The sequence below is a fragment of the Terriglobales bacterium genome (assembly GCA_035651655.1).
Lineage (GTDB): Bacteria > Acidobacteriota > Terriglobia > Terriglobales > Acidobacteriaceae > DASRFG01.
In genome coordinates, this window is record DASRFG010000033.1 from 1 (window position 1) to 16381 (window position 16381).

Below are 16381 nucleotides of genomic sequence, written 5' to 3' on the forward strand. Positions count from 1 at the left end.
CGCAACGCTTCGGCCACTTTTCCGCTGGCGATCAGCTTGGAGAGACGTTCGAAATCGCCTGACATCGCGCGGTCTTTGTCCACGCTGGGGCAGACGGAGCGGATGGCGGTGTGAGCGGCCAGTCCGCGCTTGCTGGTCTTGAGCGGCGCCAGAAAATCGAGCGCCTGCGCGGCGGCCATGGCCTCGATGGCGAGCACGTGGCGCGTGTTGGCGACGATCTGCTTGAGCTTGATGGCGGCGGTCATGCCCATGGAGACGTAGTCCTCTTTGTTGCCGGAGGTGGTGATGGAATCCACCGAGGCGGGATGGGCCAGCACCTTGTTCTCGCTGGCCAGCGCCGCGGCCGTGACCTGCGCCATCATGAAGCCGGAGTTGAGGCCGGCGCCGGCGGCGAGAAACGGCGGCAGTCCTTCATTGAGCGCGGGATTGACCATGCGCTCCAGGCGGCGCTCGGAAATTCCCGCCAGCGAGGCCAGCGCTATGCCGAGGAAGTCGAGCGCGAAGGCCACTGGTTCGCCGTGAAAATTTCCGCCGGAGAGAATTTCGCTGTGGCTGTCGGATTTGGCGCCTGCATCTTCATGGCGAAGCCCTTCGTTTCGAGGCCCCGGTTTCCGCACAAACACCAACGGGTTGTCCACCGCGGAGTTGACCTCGGTTTCAATCACGCGACGGCAATGGGCCAGTGAGTCGCGCACCGCGCCGTGGACCTGCGGAATGCAGCGCAGAGAATAGGCGTCCTGCACCCGGGCACAATCGCGGTGCGACTCGCGAATGCCGCTGCCTTCGAGCATGCGCCGCAGGTTCTCCGCGGTGCGCACCTGGCCGGGATGCGGGCGGACGGTATGAATGCGGGCATCGAAGGCGACGTCGGTGCCGCGCAGCGCGTCGAGGGTGAGGGCGCCGATCACGTCGGCGGAATCCACCAGAGTCTCCGCCGCGAGCAGCGCCAGGGCGCCGACCGAGAGCATGCCCTGGGTGCCGTTGATGAGCGAGACGGCCTCTTTGGCTTCGAGCACAATGGGCTTAATGCCGGCTTCTTTGAGTGCGTCGCGCGCGGGGATGCGGCCGCCGTGGTAGCCGCCATCTTCGGCCGCGATCATGACTTCGCCTTCGCCGATAAGCGCGATGGCAAGATGCGCGAGGGGAGCGAGATCGCCGCTGGCGCCGACGCTGCCGCGCGCCGGGACCACGGGGTGGACGCGGCGGTTCAGCATTTCGCAGAAGGTATCAATGAGCACGGCGCGCACGCCGGAGAAACCCTTGGCCAGCGAGTTGGCGCGCAGCAGCATCATGGCGCGGACTTCAGGGGCGGAGAGCGGCTCGCCCACCCCGGCGCAATGCGAGCGAATCAGGTTGACCTGCATTTCGCGGATCTGGTCCGGCGGGATGCGCACGTCGGCGAGCTTGCCGACGCCAGTGGTGATGGCGTAGGCGACCTGGTTGCCGGCAACGATAGCGTCAACCACGCCGCGGGCGCGGTCCACGGCTTCGCGGGCGTCGGGCGCGAGCAGGACAGGGCGGTGCTCGTGGACGACTTCGTCCACGTCGGCGAGGGTGAGGTCGTTACCGTTGATGTGAAGAGCTTTCATAAGGGGCAGTTGTCAGGGGTCAGTGCCCAGTACTCAGCCGTGTACTGCTTTTTTCATCGCCTCTCGAAATACATCTGTGTACTTTTGTGGCAGCTCGCGTTTTTTCATTTGCGCGTCAGTCACAATGTGCGTGGTTTCACCTTCCGCCAGTATGGTGTTGTCACTTGGCCGCAGCACTTCGTATCCAAAATGGATCAGCGACTCGCGGACGTTTTTCAAGTGCGTGCGCACAACGATTTCATCATCGTAGCGCGCCGGCGACTTGTAACGGCAGCGCGCATCTACCACGGCGATGAAGCAGCCGTCTTCGGTTTCCATGTCGCGATAAGTGAAGCCCATGGAGCGCAACAGGTCAACCCGGCCAATTTCAAACCAGATGAAGTAATTGGAATGATAGACCACGCCCATCTGGTCGGTCTCGGCGTAGCGCACGCGCAAACGGGATTCGGAGTGATGGCTCATTTGCCGGTCCAGCGCGGCTTGCGCTTCTCGAGAAATGCGGTGACGCCCTCGCGGAAGTCGGCGGTTGTCCGAATGCGGGCATTGTCTTCCACCGCGGCCGCGATCTGCGAGTCCAGCGATTCAGATATAAAACTGTTCACCAGCTTCTTGGTAGCGCGCACGGATGACGGACTGTTCTCGAGCAATTGGTCGGCGAGTTCGCGAGCGCGGGCCATCAGCCGCTCCGGCTCGACTACCTCGTTGACCAGTCCGTAGCGATGGGCTTCAGCGGCGTCGAAGAGGCGCCCGGTCATCAGCAGGTCGCGCGCGATCTTGTGTCCGACCTGCCAGACCAGAATGGAAGAGACGATCGCGGGGACGAAGCCGATGCGTACTTCGGTGTAGCCGAACTTGGCTTCCGGGATGGCGAGCGTGAAGTCGCACATGGTAGCGATGCCCGTGCCGCCGGCGATGGCGGCGCCGTTCACCGCGGCGATGGTGGACTTGGGAAATTCGTAAATGCGGCGGAAGATGCGCGCCATCTTGGCTGAATCCTGAACGTTCTGATCGTGGGTCTTGCCCAGCAGCGACTTTAATTCTTCGAGGTCGAGGCCGGCGCAGAAGGCTTTGCCCGCTCCGGTGACCATCAGCACCTGCGCGGGTGAGCGCTCGACGTCGTCGAGCGCCGACATGAATTCATCAAGCAGTTCGAAGCTGAGAGCGTTCCGCTTCTCGGGACGGTTCAGCGTGACGGTGGCGATGGGGCCGTCGTGCGCGAGTTGGAGGTTCCGGAAAGACATTGGGAATTCGCCGACTACGAATACTTGGCCGCGATTTCTGCCGAGATCTTCAGCAGCGGATCCAGTGACCTGACGATTGGCGGAGGAACTTTACGCTGCTTCAATGCTTCGAGCACGCGCTCGGTGGGAATATTTCCCACCAGCTCGTCCTGTGCGAAAGGACAACCGCCAAGACCCCCGAGCGCGGAATCGAAGCGTCGGCAACCGGCATCATACGCGGCCAGAATTTTGTCCGTCGCCTGCTCGGGCCGGCTGTGCAGGTGAACGCCAACTTCCAGGTAATCGTATTTCGCCAGCACCGCCCCGACCAGCTCGCGGATTTGTTCGGGCGTCGCCACGCCCACGGTATCAGCCAGGGAAATCATTTTTATGTCGGAGGATTCAAGAAGCGCGACTGCCTCGACCACCTCGCCGATGTTCCAGTCATCGCCATAGGGATTGCCGAATGCCATGGAAATATAAACTACCGTGTTGAGCCCGGCTTCGTCAGCTTTCTTCTCGATCTTCTCTAACTCGTCAATGGCGTCTTCCAGAGTCTGATTTTGATTCTTCTGCAGGAATGTAGGCGAGACGGAATAGGGGAAGCCGACAGTGCGGACCGCGTTGGTCGCGATAGCGCGTTCCACGCCTTTTTCATTGACTACGATGGCAATGATTTCAACGTCGTCCGGCGGATCGAGCTCCTCGAGCACTTTTTCCGAATCTGCCATCTGCGGCACGGCTTTTGGCGAGACAAACGAGACAGCATCAATGTGCTTGAATCCGGCGCTCACAAGCGCGTTCAGATAGGCGGCCTTAGTCTCGGTGGGGACCTGTTTCTTCAGGCCCTGCCAGGCGTCGCGCGGGCACTCGATGATCTTGACGGACTCAGCCACTGTTCACCACAGAGACACGGAGGCACGAAGAGATTGGCGAACACTCATGTTTGTAAAACTCCCACTTTGAACTCTGGCACGTCGGGATTGAGCGATGCTGCTTCCAGGGCTTCAATCAACGCCGCACGCGTATCAAGCGGGTCAATGATCTTGTCGATCCAGAGCCGCGCCGCGCCATAGCGCGGATCAGTCTGTTCGTCGTAAGTTTGTTTTACGGAGGCGTAAAGCTCGCCTTTCTCTTCGTCGCTGAGTTTTTTGCCGCCACGCTCGAGTTGCTTGATTTTGATCTCAACCAGCGTGCCCGCGGCGGAATCGCCACTCATCACAGCGTAGCGGGCGGTCGGCCAGGCGAAGACAAATCGCGGATCGTATGCCTTACCGCACATGGCGTAATGTCCGGCGCCGAACGAGCCGCCGATGATCACGGTAATTTTTGGCACTACGGAGTTTGAGACCGCATTCACCATTTTTGCCCCGGCCTTGATGATGCCGCTCCACTCGGCGTCGCGGCCGACCATGAATCCGTTGACGTCGTGCAGAAAGATCAGGGGCACCAGGTTCTGATTGCAGTCCATGATGAAGCGGGCGGCTTTTTCGGCGGACTCGGTGTAAATCACGCCGCCGAATTCCATGCGCTTGTGCCCGGCCTCGTCTATCTGTTGGACGTGCGTTTTCTGATTGGCAACGATGCCGACCGCAAAGCCGCCAATGCGGGCGAAGCCGCAGATCACGGTCTGGCCATACTCAGCTTTGTATTCGTCAAAGCGGCTGCCATCCACGACGCGGGCGATGATTTCTTTCATATCGTAAGGGCGAGCCGGATTGGCTTCGTAGATGCCGTACAGCTCCTCAGCGGCAAAGCGCGGCGCCTCCGGCTTCTTGCGGTCGTAGGGCGATTGGCGACGGTAGCCCATTTTTTCGACGAGAGAGCGGATGCGCGCCAGGCAAGCTTCGTCGTTCAATTCGCGATAGTCAACCGTGCCACTGATTGCGGCATGCATTTTGGCCCCGCCGAGTTCTTCAGCCGAGACCTTCTGGCCGATTGCGGCCTGCACCAGCGCCGGGCCTGCCAGAAAAAGGCCGCTGCCTTCAGTCATGAGCACGTGGTCGCACATCACCGGGAGGTAGCCGCCGCCGGCCACGCACATGCCCATGATGGCGGCGATCTGCGGGATGCCTTTAGCGGACATCACGGCATTGTTGCGGAAGACGCGGCCAAAGTCGTCGGTGTCTGGGAAAACGTCTTCTTGAAGCGGCAGAAACACGCCGGCGGAGTCAACCAGGTAAATGGTGGGGATGCGATTATCAATGGCGATGTTTTGGGCGCGAATCACCTTCTTCGCGGTCATGGGAAAGAAAGCCCCGGCCTTCACCGTGGCATCGTTCACGATCAGCATAAAAAGGCGATCGTGAATGCGGCCCAGACCGGTAACCACGCCCGCGGCGGGCGCGCCCCCCCATTCTTCGTACATGCCCCAGGCAGCATAAGGTCCCAGTTCGAATAGCTCGGTGCCCGGATCAAGCAGCCGCGCGATGCGCTCACGCGCGGTCAACCGGCCTTTACTGTGCTGGTTGTCAATAGACTTTTTGCCGCCGCCCTCACGGATGTTCTCTTCTTGGTTGCGCATGCGGGTGACCAGTTCCGCCATGGCGCGCATGTTGGTTTCAAAGCGCTTTGAGGTAGGGTCCACGGTGGACAAGAGGGTATTCGAGGGCGCATCCGAAGTGGGCTTGGTACGGTCTGCCATGAGGCCAGTTGGGGAAACTATTTACGGTATAACAGCGGAGCGGAAGGGCGCAAACGCTTCACCACAGAGACACAGAGGCACGGAGGAATTCAAAATTAGAGTGCCGGGACTTGAGCAGCCGGATAGCTTTATCCAGCGGATCTTCGGCGATGGTGTTCACCAAACCCATCCTGAGTGCCTGACGAGCGTCCAGCTTTTCGGCGGTGACGAAAATCTGCAGGGCTCGTGCCTTGCTGATCAAGCGGGGCAATCGCTGGGTGCCACCCCACCCGGTGATCAGTCCTAGAGCAGCTCCACGATGTCCGAAAATCGCGTTGCGCGCTGCCACCCGGTAGCGACAAGCGAGCGCGAGGTCCAACCCACCGCCCATGCAGTAACCCTCGACGACAGCGCAGACCGGAGCCGGGAAGGTCTCGACCAGATTCATCAGCTCCTGTCCATCGCGGGAAAATTCCAGCGCCTGAGGCGCGGTGAGGGCGGAAATCTCGACGAGGTCAGCGCCCGCAGAAAAGAATTTTTCGTTGCCGGTGATGATCAGCGGCTTGGGCGCTTCGCGGGCCAAGTCCCGGATCGCCTCGGTCAACGCAAGCAGGCAGGCATGGGTAAGGCGATTGGTCCCATCCTCGGAGCACAGACGCAGTACATGCACACCGTCAAGAATCTGTAATTGGTGATGGGTAATTTGCAATGGAAAATCGTGTTGAACGGAATAATCGCCTGAAGTCAATTACAGATTAGAAGTTGACCAAATTACATAGGGCAGCTCATTCGGCGGTACTTATCCAGCGCTCCACGTTGCGCCCGTCTTCCGTCAGCTCGAAGTTGCCAACGCGCACTCCCTCGCCAATGATGCGTTGCGTTGCAGGGTCGCGCACGACGCGAGCGATCCACTGCCGGCCAACTTCGTACTTATTGGGCGTGAACCATTGTTGCGGCAGCACTTCCACCAACCCGGCGGCCGCATATAGAACATAAATGGCAATGGCGGGGTCGTCCTTGGTGCGAGCAGGAGTGGTGTTGATCAGCAGCAGCTCGTCTATCCCGCGAAACTCGGCCGGGACCTCGATCTTGTGAGTGCCTTCCGGCAGCGAGGAACTCAATTCCAATTCAGCGAGGGGTTCTGTAGCAGAGTACACACGTTCAGTGGAAGGCTTGAACCAGCCCACCACGTCAGTGAAGGAAAACGCCTTGAGCTGGTCGGGATCGAAGCACAAGAGGCGAAGCGCGCCCGGCTCGGGACACCAGACGCCGAGCAGATTTGATCCAATAGGGAAGGCGCGACTGTAGGTGTTCAGCGCCAGGCGTGGCTTGTCGCGTTCCTGCGGCAGCGCCAAGGTGACCAGATACGCAAGCTCGCCGTCGTTGCCGTGATAGGACCATAAGAATTTCTGGCCCGAGGCGCCAACAATTGTAGGAAAGGTATTCCAGTACCAGGGACTGGGGCCGATGGCACTTTCGATCAGCCCGCGTTGACGGGTGGGGTTCTCGGCCATTTATCTGGCTGCCGGCAAGCTGCGAGGTTTTACGTTTTTGCGGATGAATTCGACGATCTCGTCCATTGGGGTGCCGGGCTGGAAAATTCCGGCCACCCCCGCCTGCTTGAGCGCGGTCACGTCCTGATCAGGGATGATGCCGCCCACCAGGACGAGCACGTCATCCATTTTGTTCTGCTGCAGGAGTCTCATGACGTGAGGCACGATGGCGTTGTGGGCGCCAGAAAGAATGGAGAGGCCGATGACGTCAACATCTTCTTGAAGCGCCGCGTTGACGACCATATCGGGTGTCTGGCGCAGGCCCGTGTAGATGACTTCCATGCCGGCATCGCGCAGTGCTCGGGCGATAACTTTGGCGCCGCGGTCATGACCATCAAGGCCGGGTTTGGCCACCAGGACACGGATTTTGCGCTCCTCGGGCATTGAGCTTCATTTAACCACAAAGGACACGAAGGGTCACAGAGGGTGGTATTCAAGCTTTGATTTGCCTCGATTCCCGAGGAAACGCTCCTTAGGCCTTCACGTCCAGGCTGCGCCACAGATACCAGCACGCCACCGAACAGTAGGGCTGCCACGGTTTCGCGATTTTCATGAGCTGCTTGTGATTGGGCAGCTTGCGTTTGCGGTAGAACTTTTTTATGGCAGCGCGAATACCGTAATCAAGGGTGGGCATGATGTTGGGCCGGCGCAACGCAAAGATCAGGAACATATGCGCCGACCAGACACCGATGCCTTTGACGCGGGTGAGGTGCTCAATGACATCTTCGTCTGACATTTCGGGTAGGCGAGCAAAGTCTATTTCTCCGGCTGCGGTCCGCTGGGCGAGGTCGCGAATATAGCTCAGCTTCTGGCGGGAGAGGCCGCACGCCCGCATCTGTTTTTCGCTCAGAGCCAGGATGGATTCCGGGGTGAGCGGCGAATCGTCGGCGGAACTGTTCAGGCAGGCACAGCGCAGGCGACCGAAAATTGTGGCCGCAGCCTTACCGTTCAACTGTTGAAAGGCGATAGACCGAACCAAGGTCTCAAAGACGGGCTCGCGGTATTGCATGCGAAGCGGCCCGACACGCTCGATGATACCGGCCAAGACGGGGTCGGCAGATTTCAGATGGTCAACCGCTTGCTGCACGGGAGTTGGATTCTTCACCAAGGTGAAAAGACACAGAGAATATCAGACGCGTTTCGGGAAAGAAGGTACCTTGGTGTGGGATGAAACATCATGCTCAAGGTCTCAGCCGCCATACCATCGTTGTGGAGGAGACCATGGCGACACGAAAACCGAAGGAAAGTGCGACCGTGCTGGAGTTGAGAAACATCAGCGAGCAACTGGCTCTCATAGCTACTCAATTACATCTTCTGCTGATTTACAAAGTGGACCCCGGGGCAGCCGAACTCGCAGGCGAGGGCGCTGAAAGCAGGGGACGTTTGTCTGCGGACCACGCGTTTGTTACCCGGCAGCGGGAGCGCTTCTCAGGAACAAGATTGGCGGCCACGAAGCGGCTTACGTGATGCTCATTTCCGTGTACGTTCCGTAAACCTGGCGCAGCGCCTCGCAGATTTCGCCCACCGTGGCATAGGCGCGAACTGCCTCCACAATGTAAGGCATGGTATTGGCATTGGAGATTTTATCGTTGCTGCCGATCTTGGGCTCCTGGGCGGCTGCGCGCTTCAGGGCTTCGAGGCGGCGCTCTACTTCCTCATTGGACCGGCGCTGGCGCAGGTTTTTCAGCTTGGCCGACTGCTGCCGCGCAACCGTCTCGTCAATGTAGAGAATCTTCGGAGATTCCTCTTCAATCACAAAGTCGTTTACGCCGACAATGACTTTCTCTTTGGCCTCAACCGCGCGTTGGTATTGATACGAGGCTTCGGCAATCTCTTTCTGCGGATAACCGCGCTCGATGGCCTTGACCATGCCACCCATAGCATCCAGCTTGTCGAAGTAGTCGAAAGCACCTTTTTCCATATCGAGCGTGAGCCGCTCGAGGAAATAGGATCCGCCCAGCGGATCTACCGTCTGCGGCACACCGGACTCGTAGGCAATGATCTGTTGGGTGCGTAAAGCAATACGCGCCGCGGCTTCTGTGGGCAGGGCGAGGGCTTCGTCGTAAGAATCGGTATGCAGTGATTGAGTGCCGCCGAGCACCGCTGCTAACGCTTGGAGCGCCACGCGCGCGATGTTGTTCATGGGCTGCTGCGCCGGGAGCGAAACGCCAGCCGTTTGGGTGTGAAAGCGCATCAGCCAGGTGCGCTGCTTTTTGGCGTGAAAGCGGTCCTTCATCACCTGATACCAGATCTTGCGGGCCGCGCGGTACTTGGCAATCTCTTCAAAGAAATCGTTATGGGCGTTGAAGAAGAAGCTCAGGCGCTGGCCAAAATCGTCAACGTCAAGCCCGCGGCGGAGCGCCCACTCCACGTACTCCACGCCGTCGTAGAGGGTGAAGGCCAATTCCTGCAACGCCGTCGAGCCGGCCTCGCGGATGTGGTATCCGCTGATCGAAATGGTGTTGAACTTGGGAGTGAATCGGGAACCGAACTCGAAGGTGTCCACCACCAGCCGCATGGAGGGCGCGGGCGGATAAATGTATTCTTTCTGCGCGATGTATTCCTTAAGGATGTCGTTCTGGAGGGTGCCGGAGATTTTCTTCCAGTCGGCGCCCTGCTTCTCCGCCACCACCAGGTACATCGCCCACAACACCGAAGCCGGAGAGTTGATGGTCATGGAGACCGTGGTCTTCTCCAGATCAATGCCGTTGAAGAGGATCTCCATGTCCTCGAGTGAGTCAATGGCGACGCCACATTTGCCCACTTCCCCTTCACTGGCGGGGTGATCGGAGTCGTAGCCCATCAGCGTGGGCAGGTCGAAGGCCACCGAGAGTCCGCTTCCGCCGTGTTCGAGCAGGTACTTGTAGCGCTGGTTAGTCTCCTCCGGAGAAGCGAAGCCGGAGAACTGGCGCATGGTCCAAAGCTTCCCGCGGTAGCCGCTGGCGTGAATGCCACGGGTGAACGGCGGCTGTCCGGGATGATTCAGGTGCGTGTCGTAATCCCAATCCTCCGGCAAGTCGGCAGGCGTGTACAGGCGACGCACCGGCACACCGGAGATGGTGGTGAAGCGGGCGTTTCCGTGCTCATCAAGGTTGACGCCGCTGGGTGCGCCGATTGGCTTTTCCGGCGCTTTCTCTAAAGCGGGAGCGAGGACTTCTTCCGCCCACTTTTTCTCGCCGGGAGAGGGATGTCGACCCTCGAACACATCCTGAATTGGGCTTTCGGCTACGGTCTTCGGAGTCTTGTTTTTGCCTGCCATTTTCACCACGTGAGAACTATCAATAATAGAGATGCACCGCAGCGGTTACAAGGCACTCAAGTCTGCTGCTTTCGTGTCAATTCCCAGGCTTTGGCGTACTTCCAGGAGACGTAAACCGAATGATAAAGGTGCAAGAGCAGGCCTTCGCGGCCATCCATAAAGCCGAGCCGGATGAAATAGTTGTAAATGAACCTGGCGGCCGGCCGCAGGACAATGTTGAAGACGCTGAAGCTCCGCGGGGCGGAGGTTTGAGTGGCCATCTCCGCGCCGAGGGATGAGTAATGGTTCATGTGGTCAATGTAGTCGGAGAGAGTGGGATAGGAGTGGTGGATGAGGGAGTGCTTGAGTTTGCCGGCCGGCCCGTTGAGCTTGACATCTTCGTGGACCAGGCGGTCCTCGAAGCGGGCAGCGCCGCGGCGGAACAGGCGTAGCTTTGGATCGGGCCAAAAACCTCCGTATTTAATCCAGCGGCCGAGAAAAAAGTTCTTGCGTGGAATCCAGTAGCCAGCCGGTTCCTTTTCCAGGTTGCGTAATTTTTCCGGAGCCGACCGATTCGCCTCCACCGATGTGAGGCACCAGTTATCGGAAGGTTTTATAGGAACACTTTCGCGAATTGGGGACTGCTGTGCAATCTCACCGATGAGCTCTGGTTCGAGCGTTTCGTCTGCGTCCAGGGAGAGAATCCAGTCGCCGCTAGCTCTGTCGAGTGCTGAATTTTTTTGGGTTGCGTAGCCTTTCCAGGATTCGACAAAGGTTTTTGCGCCGAAGCTGCGGGCGATCTCAAGCGTACCGTCGGTCGAGCCGGAATCAACCACGATGATCTCCCCACCGACCTCGCGGACAAGGCCCGCAACGCTTTGCAGCGTGCGGCCGATGTTGGCTTCTTCGTTGTAAGTGATGATGACGACCGAAAGCGTCACGGAGTGAATTTAACCACAGAGGACACGGAGGGCACAGAGGAAAGCGATGGTTTGAAGGTGGGCGCGGATTGAAGCCGCGCCCTTTCAAGATGCTGCCGATAGCTATCGCGGTAAAGCCGAGGATCAGTTCTGCGGCTGGTTTTGCGGTACCGGCTGTGACGGTGCTGGAGTTGGGCTTGGATTCTGCGGGTTCTGTTCGGTCCGCGGACCCACTCCCGGCACGTGCGGCATGCTGACAACCTTGCCGCTCTCCGCCTGGGCCAAGTCTATGTTGTTGTGCGTCAGGGTCAAACCGGTCACTCGATCCAGTTCGACGCGGGACTTCTCGTAGGAGGAAAGCGCGGCCACGGTGTTGGATTGCGCTTGTGCCAGGTCGCGCTGTGCAGTCAAAACCAGAGTGGTCGTGGAAGCGCCGAGAGCGTACTTTTTCTGTTCGGCTTCCAGCGACTGCTGGGCAAACCTCTGAGCTTCACGGGCTGCTTCCACCTGGGCCCGGTTCTGCTGCACCGCAAATTGCGCGTTGCGCACTTGGATGATGATCTGGTTCTGGAGTTCTTGCAGCAGCAATTGCGCCTGCCGATATTCGAACTCTGAGCGCACTTGTGTGGCTTGCGCGGTGCGGTTGCGGATGGGGATATTGACGTTGAATCCGATGGCATAGTCTGGGTTGTTGTAGCCGAAAAGGGTGGAATAAGAGTGGCCCAACCCGGTCGGCGGCTGTACCTGGCTTGCGGGCGTGCAGAAGCTGCTTTTGTTGGGTCCAGCTGGTGCGCAGATGGTGAGCGGGTTGGTCTCGCCCGCTATAGCACTGGCTCCGTACCAGCCGACCAAGTCCAGGCTGGGCAGCAGTTCGTTTCGGGTAGCTTTCTTTGTAATGTCACGGTTCACCAAATCAATGCGCGACTGGGCCATTTCGGGGCGGTGCGAGAGCGCATCATTGATAAGATCCTGGACGGGAACCACCGGCTCGGCGGAAGGAACCGCCATGGTATCTGTCGGGATCACGTGGGCGCCTGCCAGCACGGGATCAGAAAGGTTCCGCGTGATGGCGTTCTTCATGAGCAGTTCCTGCAGTTGGAGATTGGTTTGGGCGACAATCAAGGTCTGATTGGCTGCGGCAACGCCGCTGCTGGCGCGCACGATCTCGATAGGAGCAAGGGTGCCGATCTCTACCTGCTTCTGATTGTCTGCAAGCGTTTTCTTGGCCAATGCCAGTGAGCTTTCCTGCACGTTTACATTTTCGTAGGCGCTGACCAGGTCCCAGTAGATGTTCTGAATTTGTGACACAGTATTGATCGCCTGGTTACGGAAAGCGACGTCAGAGATTTCGCGATTATTTTTAGCAATGGTAATAAAGCGCTTGTTGGCGGCGAGGCTGAGGCCTTGCAGCAGATGCTGAGTGAGGGCGAGGCGGAAGCCATTGTTAAGAATTGGGTTGAGACCGTTAAACAAGCTATTTGTGGTCTGGCGTTGATTGTTGAACCCGAGGTTGATGGCAGTCCCGGAGGCGAAGGCTTGCTGGTAAGCGAAATTCGCGGTCGCGGTGTTCGTCAGCAGGTTCCTGGCTCCGGCAAACGGGCTGGAGGTGGGCTGTGCAAGGTGTTCAATACTCAGTCCGGAAGTGAAGACCGGGTCATAATTGCCAATGGGCGGGCCCGCGCCGATGGTTGATTGAACCAGTCCCGAAGCGCCGGTACCAGCTCCACCAGTCGCAGCCGTAGTTCCGCCCGCGCCCGTCCCGCTGGCTCCCGTAGTGCTACTGCCCACGCCGCCTGCGCCGATGCTGCCGACGCCCCCTCCCGGTGTACCTTGCACCAAGCCGGTGTTCACGCCTAAGGTCGACTGGCCAGCCTTGGCGCGCCAAATATCCGTATCTGCAATGGGCAAGTTGTAGCGTGCGATGGCTATGTCGAGATTGTTCTCGAGCGCCAGAGCGATGGCATCATTCAGCGAGAGGGTCAAGGTGCCATCGTGCATCAGTTGGTCAATGCGAGTGGTGTTGCCGAAATTAGGGGGTGGCACCTTGCGAGGCGTGTACGGCGCCCACAGCAAAGGCAGATGGCTCTGCGGCTTCAAGTAATCTTGTTGCGCCCAGAATGCAGGCGGCATAACCAGGGCGGCAGATAACAAAATCAGGCACTTGGCGATACTCAGACGGCTAAAACGCATGCGATTATCTCCATCAATTAGTGCTTAACATCTGTGAATGCACGACACGGAACAGACTCTAAAACGCGGCAAATGTCATCACCGTATACGTGAGCGGGAGCGGATCGGTTTCATATTTCCGGCGTCCAGCCGCACCCAACCGGCTTCGACCTGCGGCGTGAAGTCCAACAGTATAGTCAAACAGACGCTGCTATCCGGTTTGGCAACAAACATTTGTAAGTGTCTTCGATTGCCACAGCGGGGGTTTAGATTCGCTGAATTCCAATGCGCAACCTGAAAATTACGCTGGCTTATGACGGCTTCGACTTCCACGGCTGGCAGGTGCAACCCGGACTCCCGACCATACAGGGCTTGCTGCAAGCAGCGCTTGAACGCATCACCGGCGAAAAGGTGTTGCCGCAAGGTTCTGGGCGCACTGATGCCGGTGTGCACGCGCTTGCACAAGTGGCTAGTTGCGCCATTGAATCGCCTATTCCCGCCGACAATCTGGTGGTCGCGCTTAACGATAGTTTGCCCCCAGCGATACGCGTGCTGCGGGTGGAAGAGGCTGCGCCGGATTTTCATGCCCGGGGTGCAGCACGTGCCAAGACGTACCGCTACCGTATGCATAGGGCAGCCATTTGCCCGCCATTTAGCGCCCGCTACGTTTACCACTATCCCTACCCCTTGGACGAAGCTGCCATGAGCGCCGCCGCCCACCAAGTCGTTGGCGAGCACGATTTCACCTCTTTTGCGGCCGTCGATCCGGAGCGTGGAGGGGATGAGACAACGTCGAATGTGCGCACTATTTTTACGTCCTCCTGGGAACGCCAAGGCGACGAGTTGGTTTACACCGTACGTGGCAATGGATTCCTGCACCACATGGTGCGCAATCTGGTCGGCACGTTTTTGCTAATAGGAAAGGGGACGCTGGGCGAGTCAGACCTGGGGCGCATCTTATCTGCGTGTGACCGGTCGGCTGCCGGGCCCACTGCCCCGGCGCACGGGCTGTATCTGGTGAACGTGGAATATTAATCGCGAGATCAGCCCCCGCGAATAGACTGGAAATTCTCGACCGTGAGCGGCATGGCGACAGAAGCCAAAATCACGACTGCGCGAATAGTCTCCGTGAATCCTGCGACCGGAGAAGTGTTGCGGGAGTTCGCCTGCTGGGGCGAAGCTGAAGTGGTGTCTGCGGCCGCGCGTGCCCGAGCAGCGCAACCGGCGTGGGACGCGCTGGGCGTCCGGCGACGGGCGGACATCCTGCGGCGATTCCAGCGACTGCTGCATGACCGGAAATCAGATGTTGCGCGATTGATTACCCGCGAGGCTGGTAAACCTTACGTCGAAGCGCTGCTAACGGAAGTTCTGGTGGCGCTCGACGCTGCCCGCTTTTGCGCTGACAATGCATACTCGGTCATGCGCGACCAGGCGGTCCCGCATGCCAACCTGGTCATGAAGGCGAAACGCGGACGCATCCTGCGCGAGCCCTGGGGCGTGGTGGGCATCATCTCGCCGTGGAATTATCCATTCTCTATCCCCGCGACTGAAAGTCTGGCAGCGCTGGTGTGCGGTAATGCAGTAGTGCTGAAGCCGTCAGAGCTAACCTCACTGGCTGCACTCGAACTGCAATCGCTGCTGCACGCGGCGGGCGTCCCGGGGGATGTTTTTCAGGTGGTGGTCGGCGACGGTGCTACGGGAGCGGCGTTGCTCGGCAGCGATATAGATAAGCTGATCTTTACTGGCAGCGTGGCCAGTGGAAAGCGAGTGGCGGAGGCTGCGGCAGCGCGGCTGTTACCAGTGGTGCTCGAGTTAGGCGGCAAAGACCCCATGCTGGTGCTCGACGATGCCGACATGCAAGTCGCGTCCAGCGCGGCGGTTTGGGGCGCGTTTGTGAATGCCGGCCAGGCGTGCCTTTCGGTGGAGCGCTGCTATGTGCATCGCAGCCTGTATGAACGCTTTTTGAACGCCTGCGTAGAAAAAACCAAGCAGCTCTGGGTGGGCAACGGCCTGGATCCGGAGACTGATGTGGGCCCGATGATTCACCAACGCCAGCTGCAGATTGTCGAGGCACATGTGGAAGATGCGAGGTCGCGGGGCGCACGCGTGCTGGCGGGAGGTATGCGGCTACCTCAGACCGGGCCGAACTTTTATGCGCCCACTGTGATCGCCGACGTCAATCACCAAATGGCAGTGATGCGGGAAGAAACTTTTGGTCCGGTGCTGCCGGTAATGCCGTTCCATTCCGACGAGGAAGCTGTCAGCCTGGCAAATGACTCGGAATTTGGTCTCGCGGCCAGCATCTGGACGCGCGACCGCGCTCGCGGTGAACGTCTAGCCAAGCGAATTCACACCGGGACAGTAATGGTGAACGATGTGCTCTCCTGTTTTGGTATCAGCGAGTCGCCGCACGGGGGGATGAAGGCAAGCGGACTTGGGCACACACATGGAAGACTGGGAATGGAAGAGATGGTGCGGACAAAGTATGTGGATTCGGACATGCTGCCGAGATTGCGTAAAGTATGGTGGTACGGCTACGGGCCGAAGTTTAATCGGCAGATGGAAGGCTTTTTGGACTTTCTGTTCGCACGCGGAGCTCGCCGAATCGCGGGCGGCATGCGCTCAGCAGGAGCCTACCTGCGCAAGCGATGGCTGTGAGAGTTCGGTTAGAATGGGCGCGAGCGGCGCTTGCCGCAACTTAACCCGAGGTCCAGGCCCTTGGCGACACAGGCGCAGTCGGCGCAGGCACCACAGCAACTTCCTCATCATAAAGTGAAAATCAAGAAACCGGGTCAGCGCGCCTGCAACGAAAAAGATGCGAAGGGAAAGCTCTGCGGTGGCCATTTAAAGCGCTGGTACTACGTGGACGACATCATGGAGCGGGAGCACGACGGCGACGTGGAGAAGGCGTTTGGGCGTGACGCGGAGATTTATCGCTGCGAGCACTGCAAAACCTTGTATCTGCCGAGCCCCGTGGACCCACAGGGCACGAATGTTGCCGGGCAAGGGCAAATCTCCACTCCCGGTCTGACTTTGCCGCCAAAGGCATAGCACCGCATCGAAATGATT

At 59.1% G+C, this 16381-nt stretch carries 16 protein-coding genes; 4 read left to right on the top strand and 12 right to left on the bottom strand.

Annotated elements, in window-relative coordinates:
* The 9 genes from hutH to VFA76_16020 form a co-directional block, all read right to left on the bottom strand.
* Window positions 1-1589: histidine ammonia-lyase (gene hutH, locus VFA76_15980; protein HZR33345.1), on the bottom strand; the 1589-nt coding region annotated here is incomplete at its 3' end.
* A gap of 33 nt (window positions 1590-1622) precedes the next feature.
* Complete coding sequence (locus tag VFA76_15985; GenBank protein ID HZR33346.1) at window positions 1623-2051, bottom strand: thioesterase family protein; 429 nt, start codon at window positions 2049-2051, stop codon at window positions 1623-1625.
* Window positions 2048-2830, bottom strand: a complete 783-nt coding sequence (locus tag VFA76_15990) for an enoyl-CoA hydratase-related protein (GenBank protein HZR33347.1) — start codon at window positions 2828-2830, stop codon at window positions 2048-2050. The genes VFA76_15985 and VFA76_15990 overlap by 4 nt, the downstream gene beginning before the upstream one ends.
* A 14-nt stretch (window positions 2831-2844) precedes the next feature.
* Complete coding sequence (locus tag VFA76_15995; GenBank protein ID HZR33348.1) at window positions 2845-3705, bottom strand: hydroxymethylglutaryl-CoA lyase; 861 nt, start codon at window positions 3703-3705, stop codon at window positions 2845-2847.
* Between the two features lie 44 nt (window positions 3706-3749).
* Window positions 3750-5453 carry an acyl-CoA carboxylase subunit beta gene (locus VFA76_16000; protein HZR33349.1) on the bottom strand — a complete coding sequence of 568 codons (1704 nt, stop codon included), beginning with the start codon at window positions 5451-5453 and terminating at the stop codon, window positions 3750-3752.
* Between the two features lie 58 nt (window positions 5454-5511).
* Entirely contained in the window at window positions 5512-6180 is a 669-nt protein-coding gene (locus VFA76_16005) for an enoyl-CoA hydratase/isomerase family protein (protein HZR33350.1), read from the bottom strand.
* 37 nt (window positions 6181-6217) lie between these two features.
* Complete coding sequence (locus tag VFA76_16010; GenBank protein ID HZR33351.1) at window positions 6218-6946, bottom strand: hypothetical protein; 729 nt, start codon at window positions 6944-6946, stop codon at window positions 6218-6220.
* Window positions 6947-7369, bottom strand: a complete 423-nt coding sequence (locus VFA76_16015) for a cobalamin B12-binding domain-containing protein (protein ID HZR33352.1) — start codon at window positions 7367-7369, stop codon at window positions 6947-6949.
* Window positions 7370-7457: 88 nt separating this feature from the next.
* A complete protein-coding gene (locus VFA76_16020; GenBank protein ID HZR33353.1) occupies window positions 7458-8072 on the bottom strand; it encodes a DNA-3-methyladenine glycosylase in 615 nt (204 codons plus the stop codon).
* Window positions 8073-8206: 134 nt separating this feature from the next.
* Between VFA76_16020 and VFA76_16025 the strand changes: the two genes are divergently transcribed.
* Window positions 8207-8452 (top strand): hypothetical protein, encoded by a 246-nt coding sequence (locus VFA76_16025; GenBank protein HZR33354.1) that lies wholly within the window; start codon window positions 8207-8209, stop codon window positions 8450-8452.
* Here VFA76_16025 and VFA76_16030 read toward each other — a convergent pair.
* The 3 genes from VFA76_16030 to VFA76_16040 form a co-directional block, all read right to left on the bottom strand.
* The gene (locus VFA76_16030; GenBank protein ID HZR33355.1) at window positions 8445-10244 is read right to left on the bottom strand and encodes a methylmalonyl-CoA mutase family protein; all 1800 of its coding nucleotides are present in this window, start codon (window positions 10242-10244) and stop codon (window positions 8445-8447) included. The genes VFA76_16025 and VFA76_16030 overlap by 8 nt on opposite strands.
* 56 nt (window positions 10245-10300) lie before the next feature.
* Window positions 10301-11164 (bottom strand): glycosyltransferase family 2 protein, encoded by an 864-nt coding sequence (locus tag VFA76_16035; GenBank protein HZR33356.1) that lies wholly within the window; start codon window positions 11162-11164, stop codon window positions 10301-10303.
* Window positions 11165-11287: 123 nt separating this feature from the next.
* Window positions 11288-13333, bottom strand: a complete 2046-nt coding sequence (locus tag VFA76_16040) for a TolC family protein (protein HZR33357.1) — start codon at window positions 13331-13333, stop codon at window positions 11288-11290.
* A 264-nt stretch (window positions 13334-13597) separates the two neighbouring features.
* Here VFA76_16040 and truA point away from each other — a divergent pair, with 264 nt between their 5' ends.
* From truA to VFA76_16055, 3 genes are all read left to right on the top strand, one after another.
* Window positions 13598-14347, top strand: coding sequence for a tRNA pseudouridine(38-40) synthase TruA (gene truA / locus VFA76_16045; protein HZR33358.1), 750 nt, complete (start codon window positions 13598-13600; stop codon window positions 14345-14347).
* A gap of 51 nt (window positions 14348-14398) precedes the next feature.
* On the top strand, window positions 14399-15970 hold the full coding sequence (locus VFA76_16050) for an aldehyde dehydrogenase family protein (GenBank protein ID HZR33359.1): 1572 nt from the start codon (window positions 14399-14401) through the stop codon (window positions 15968-15970).
* Between the two features lie 114 nt (window positions 15971-16084).
* Entirely contained in the window at window positions 16085-16363 is a 279-nt protein-coding gene (locus VFA76_16055; GenBank protein HZR33360.1) for a hypothetical protein, read from the top strand.
* Window positions 16364-16381: the final 18 nt, after the last annotated feature.

What these genes read in the sequence shown, in the direction of transcription:
- VFA76_16000 (HZR33349.1), bottom strand. Translation starts at nt 5,453, where the DNA reads ATGGCAGACCGTACCAAGCCCACTTCGGATGCGCCCTCGAATACCCTC.
- VFA76_16015 (HZR33352.1), bottom strand. Translation starts at nt 7,369, where the DNA reads ATGCCCGAGGAGCGCAAAATCCGTGTCCTGGTGGCCAAACCCGGCCTT.
- VFA76_15985 (HZR33346.1), bottom strand. Translation starts at nt 2,051, where the DNA reads ATGAGCCATCACTCCGAATCCCGTTTGCGCGTGCGCTACGCCGAGACC.
- truA (HZR33358.1), top strand. Translation starts at nt 13,598, where the DNA reads ATGCGCAACCTGAAAATTACGCTGGCTTATGACGGCTTCGACTTCCAC.
- VFA76_16050 (HZR33359.1), top strand. Translation starts at nt 14,399, where the DNA reads ATGGCGACAGAAGCCAAAATCACGACTGCGCGAATAGTCTCCGTGAAT.
- VFA76_15990 (HZR33347.1), bottom strand. Translation starts at nt 2,830, where the DNA reads ATGTCTTTCCGGAACCTCCAACTCGCGCACGACGGCCCCATCGCCACC.
- VFA76_16030 (HZR33355.1), bottom strand. Translation starts at nt 10,244, where the DNA reads ATGGCAGGCAAAAACAAGACTCCGAAGACCGTAGCCGAAAGCCCAATT.
- VFA76_16025 (HZR33354.1), top strand. Translation starts at nt 8,207, where the DNA reads ATGGCGACACGAAAACCGAAGGAAAGTGCGACCGTGCTGGAGTTGAGA.
- VFA76_16010 (HZR33351.1), bottom strand. Translation starts at nt 6,946, where the DNA reads ATGGCCGAGAACCCCACCCGTCAACGCGGGCTGATCGAAAGTGCCATC.
- VFA76_16040 (HZR33357.1), bottom strand. Translation starts at nt 13,333, where the DNA reads ATGCGTTTTAGCCGTCTGAGTATCGCCAAGTGCCTGATTTTGTTATCT.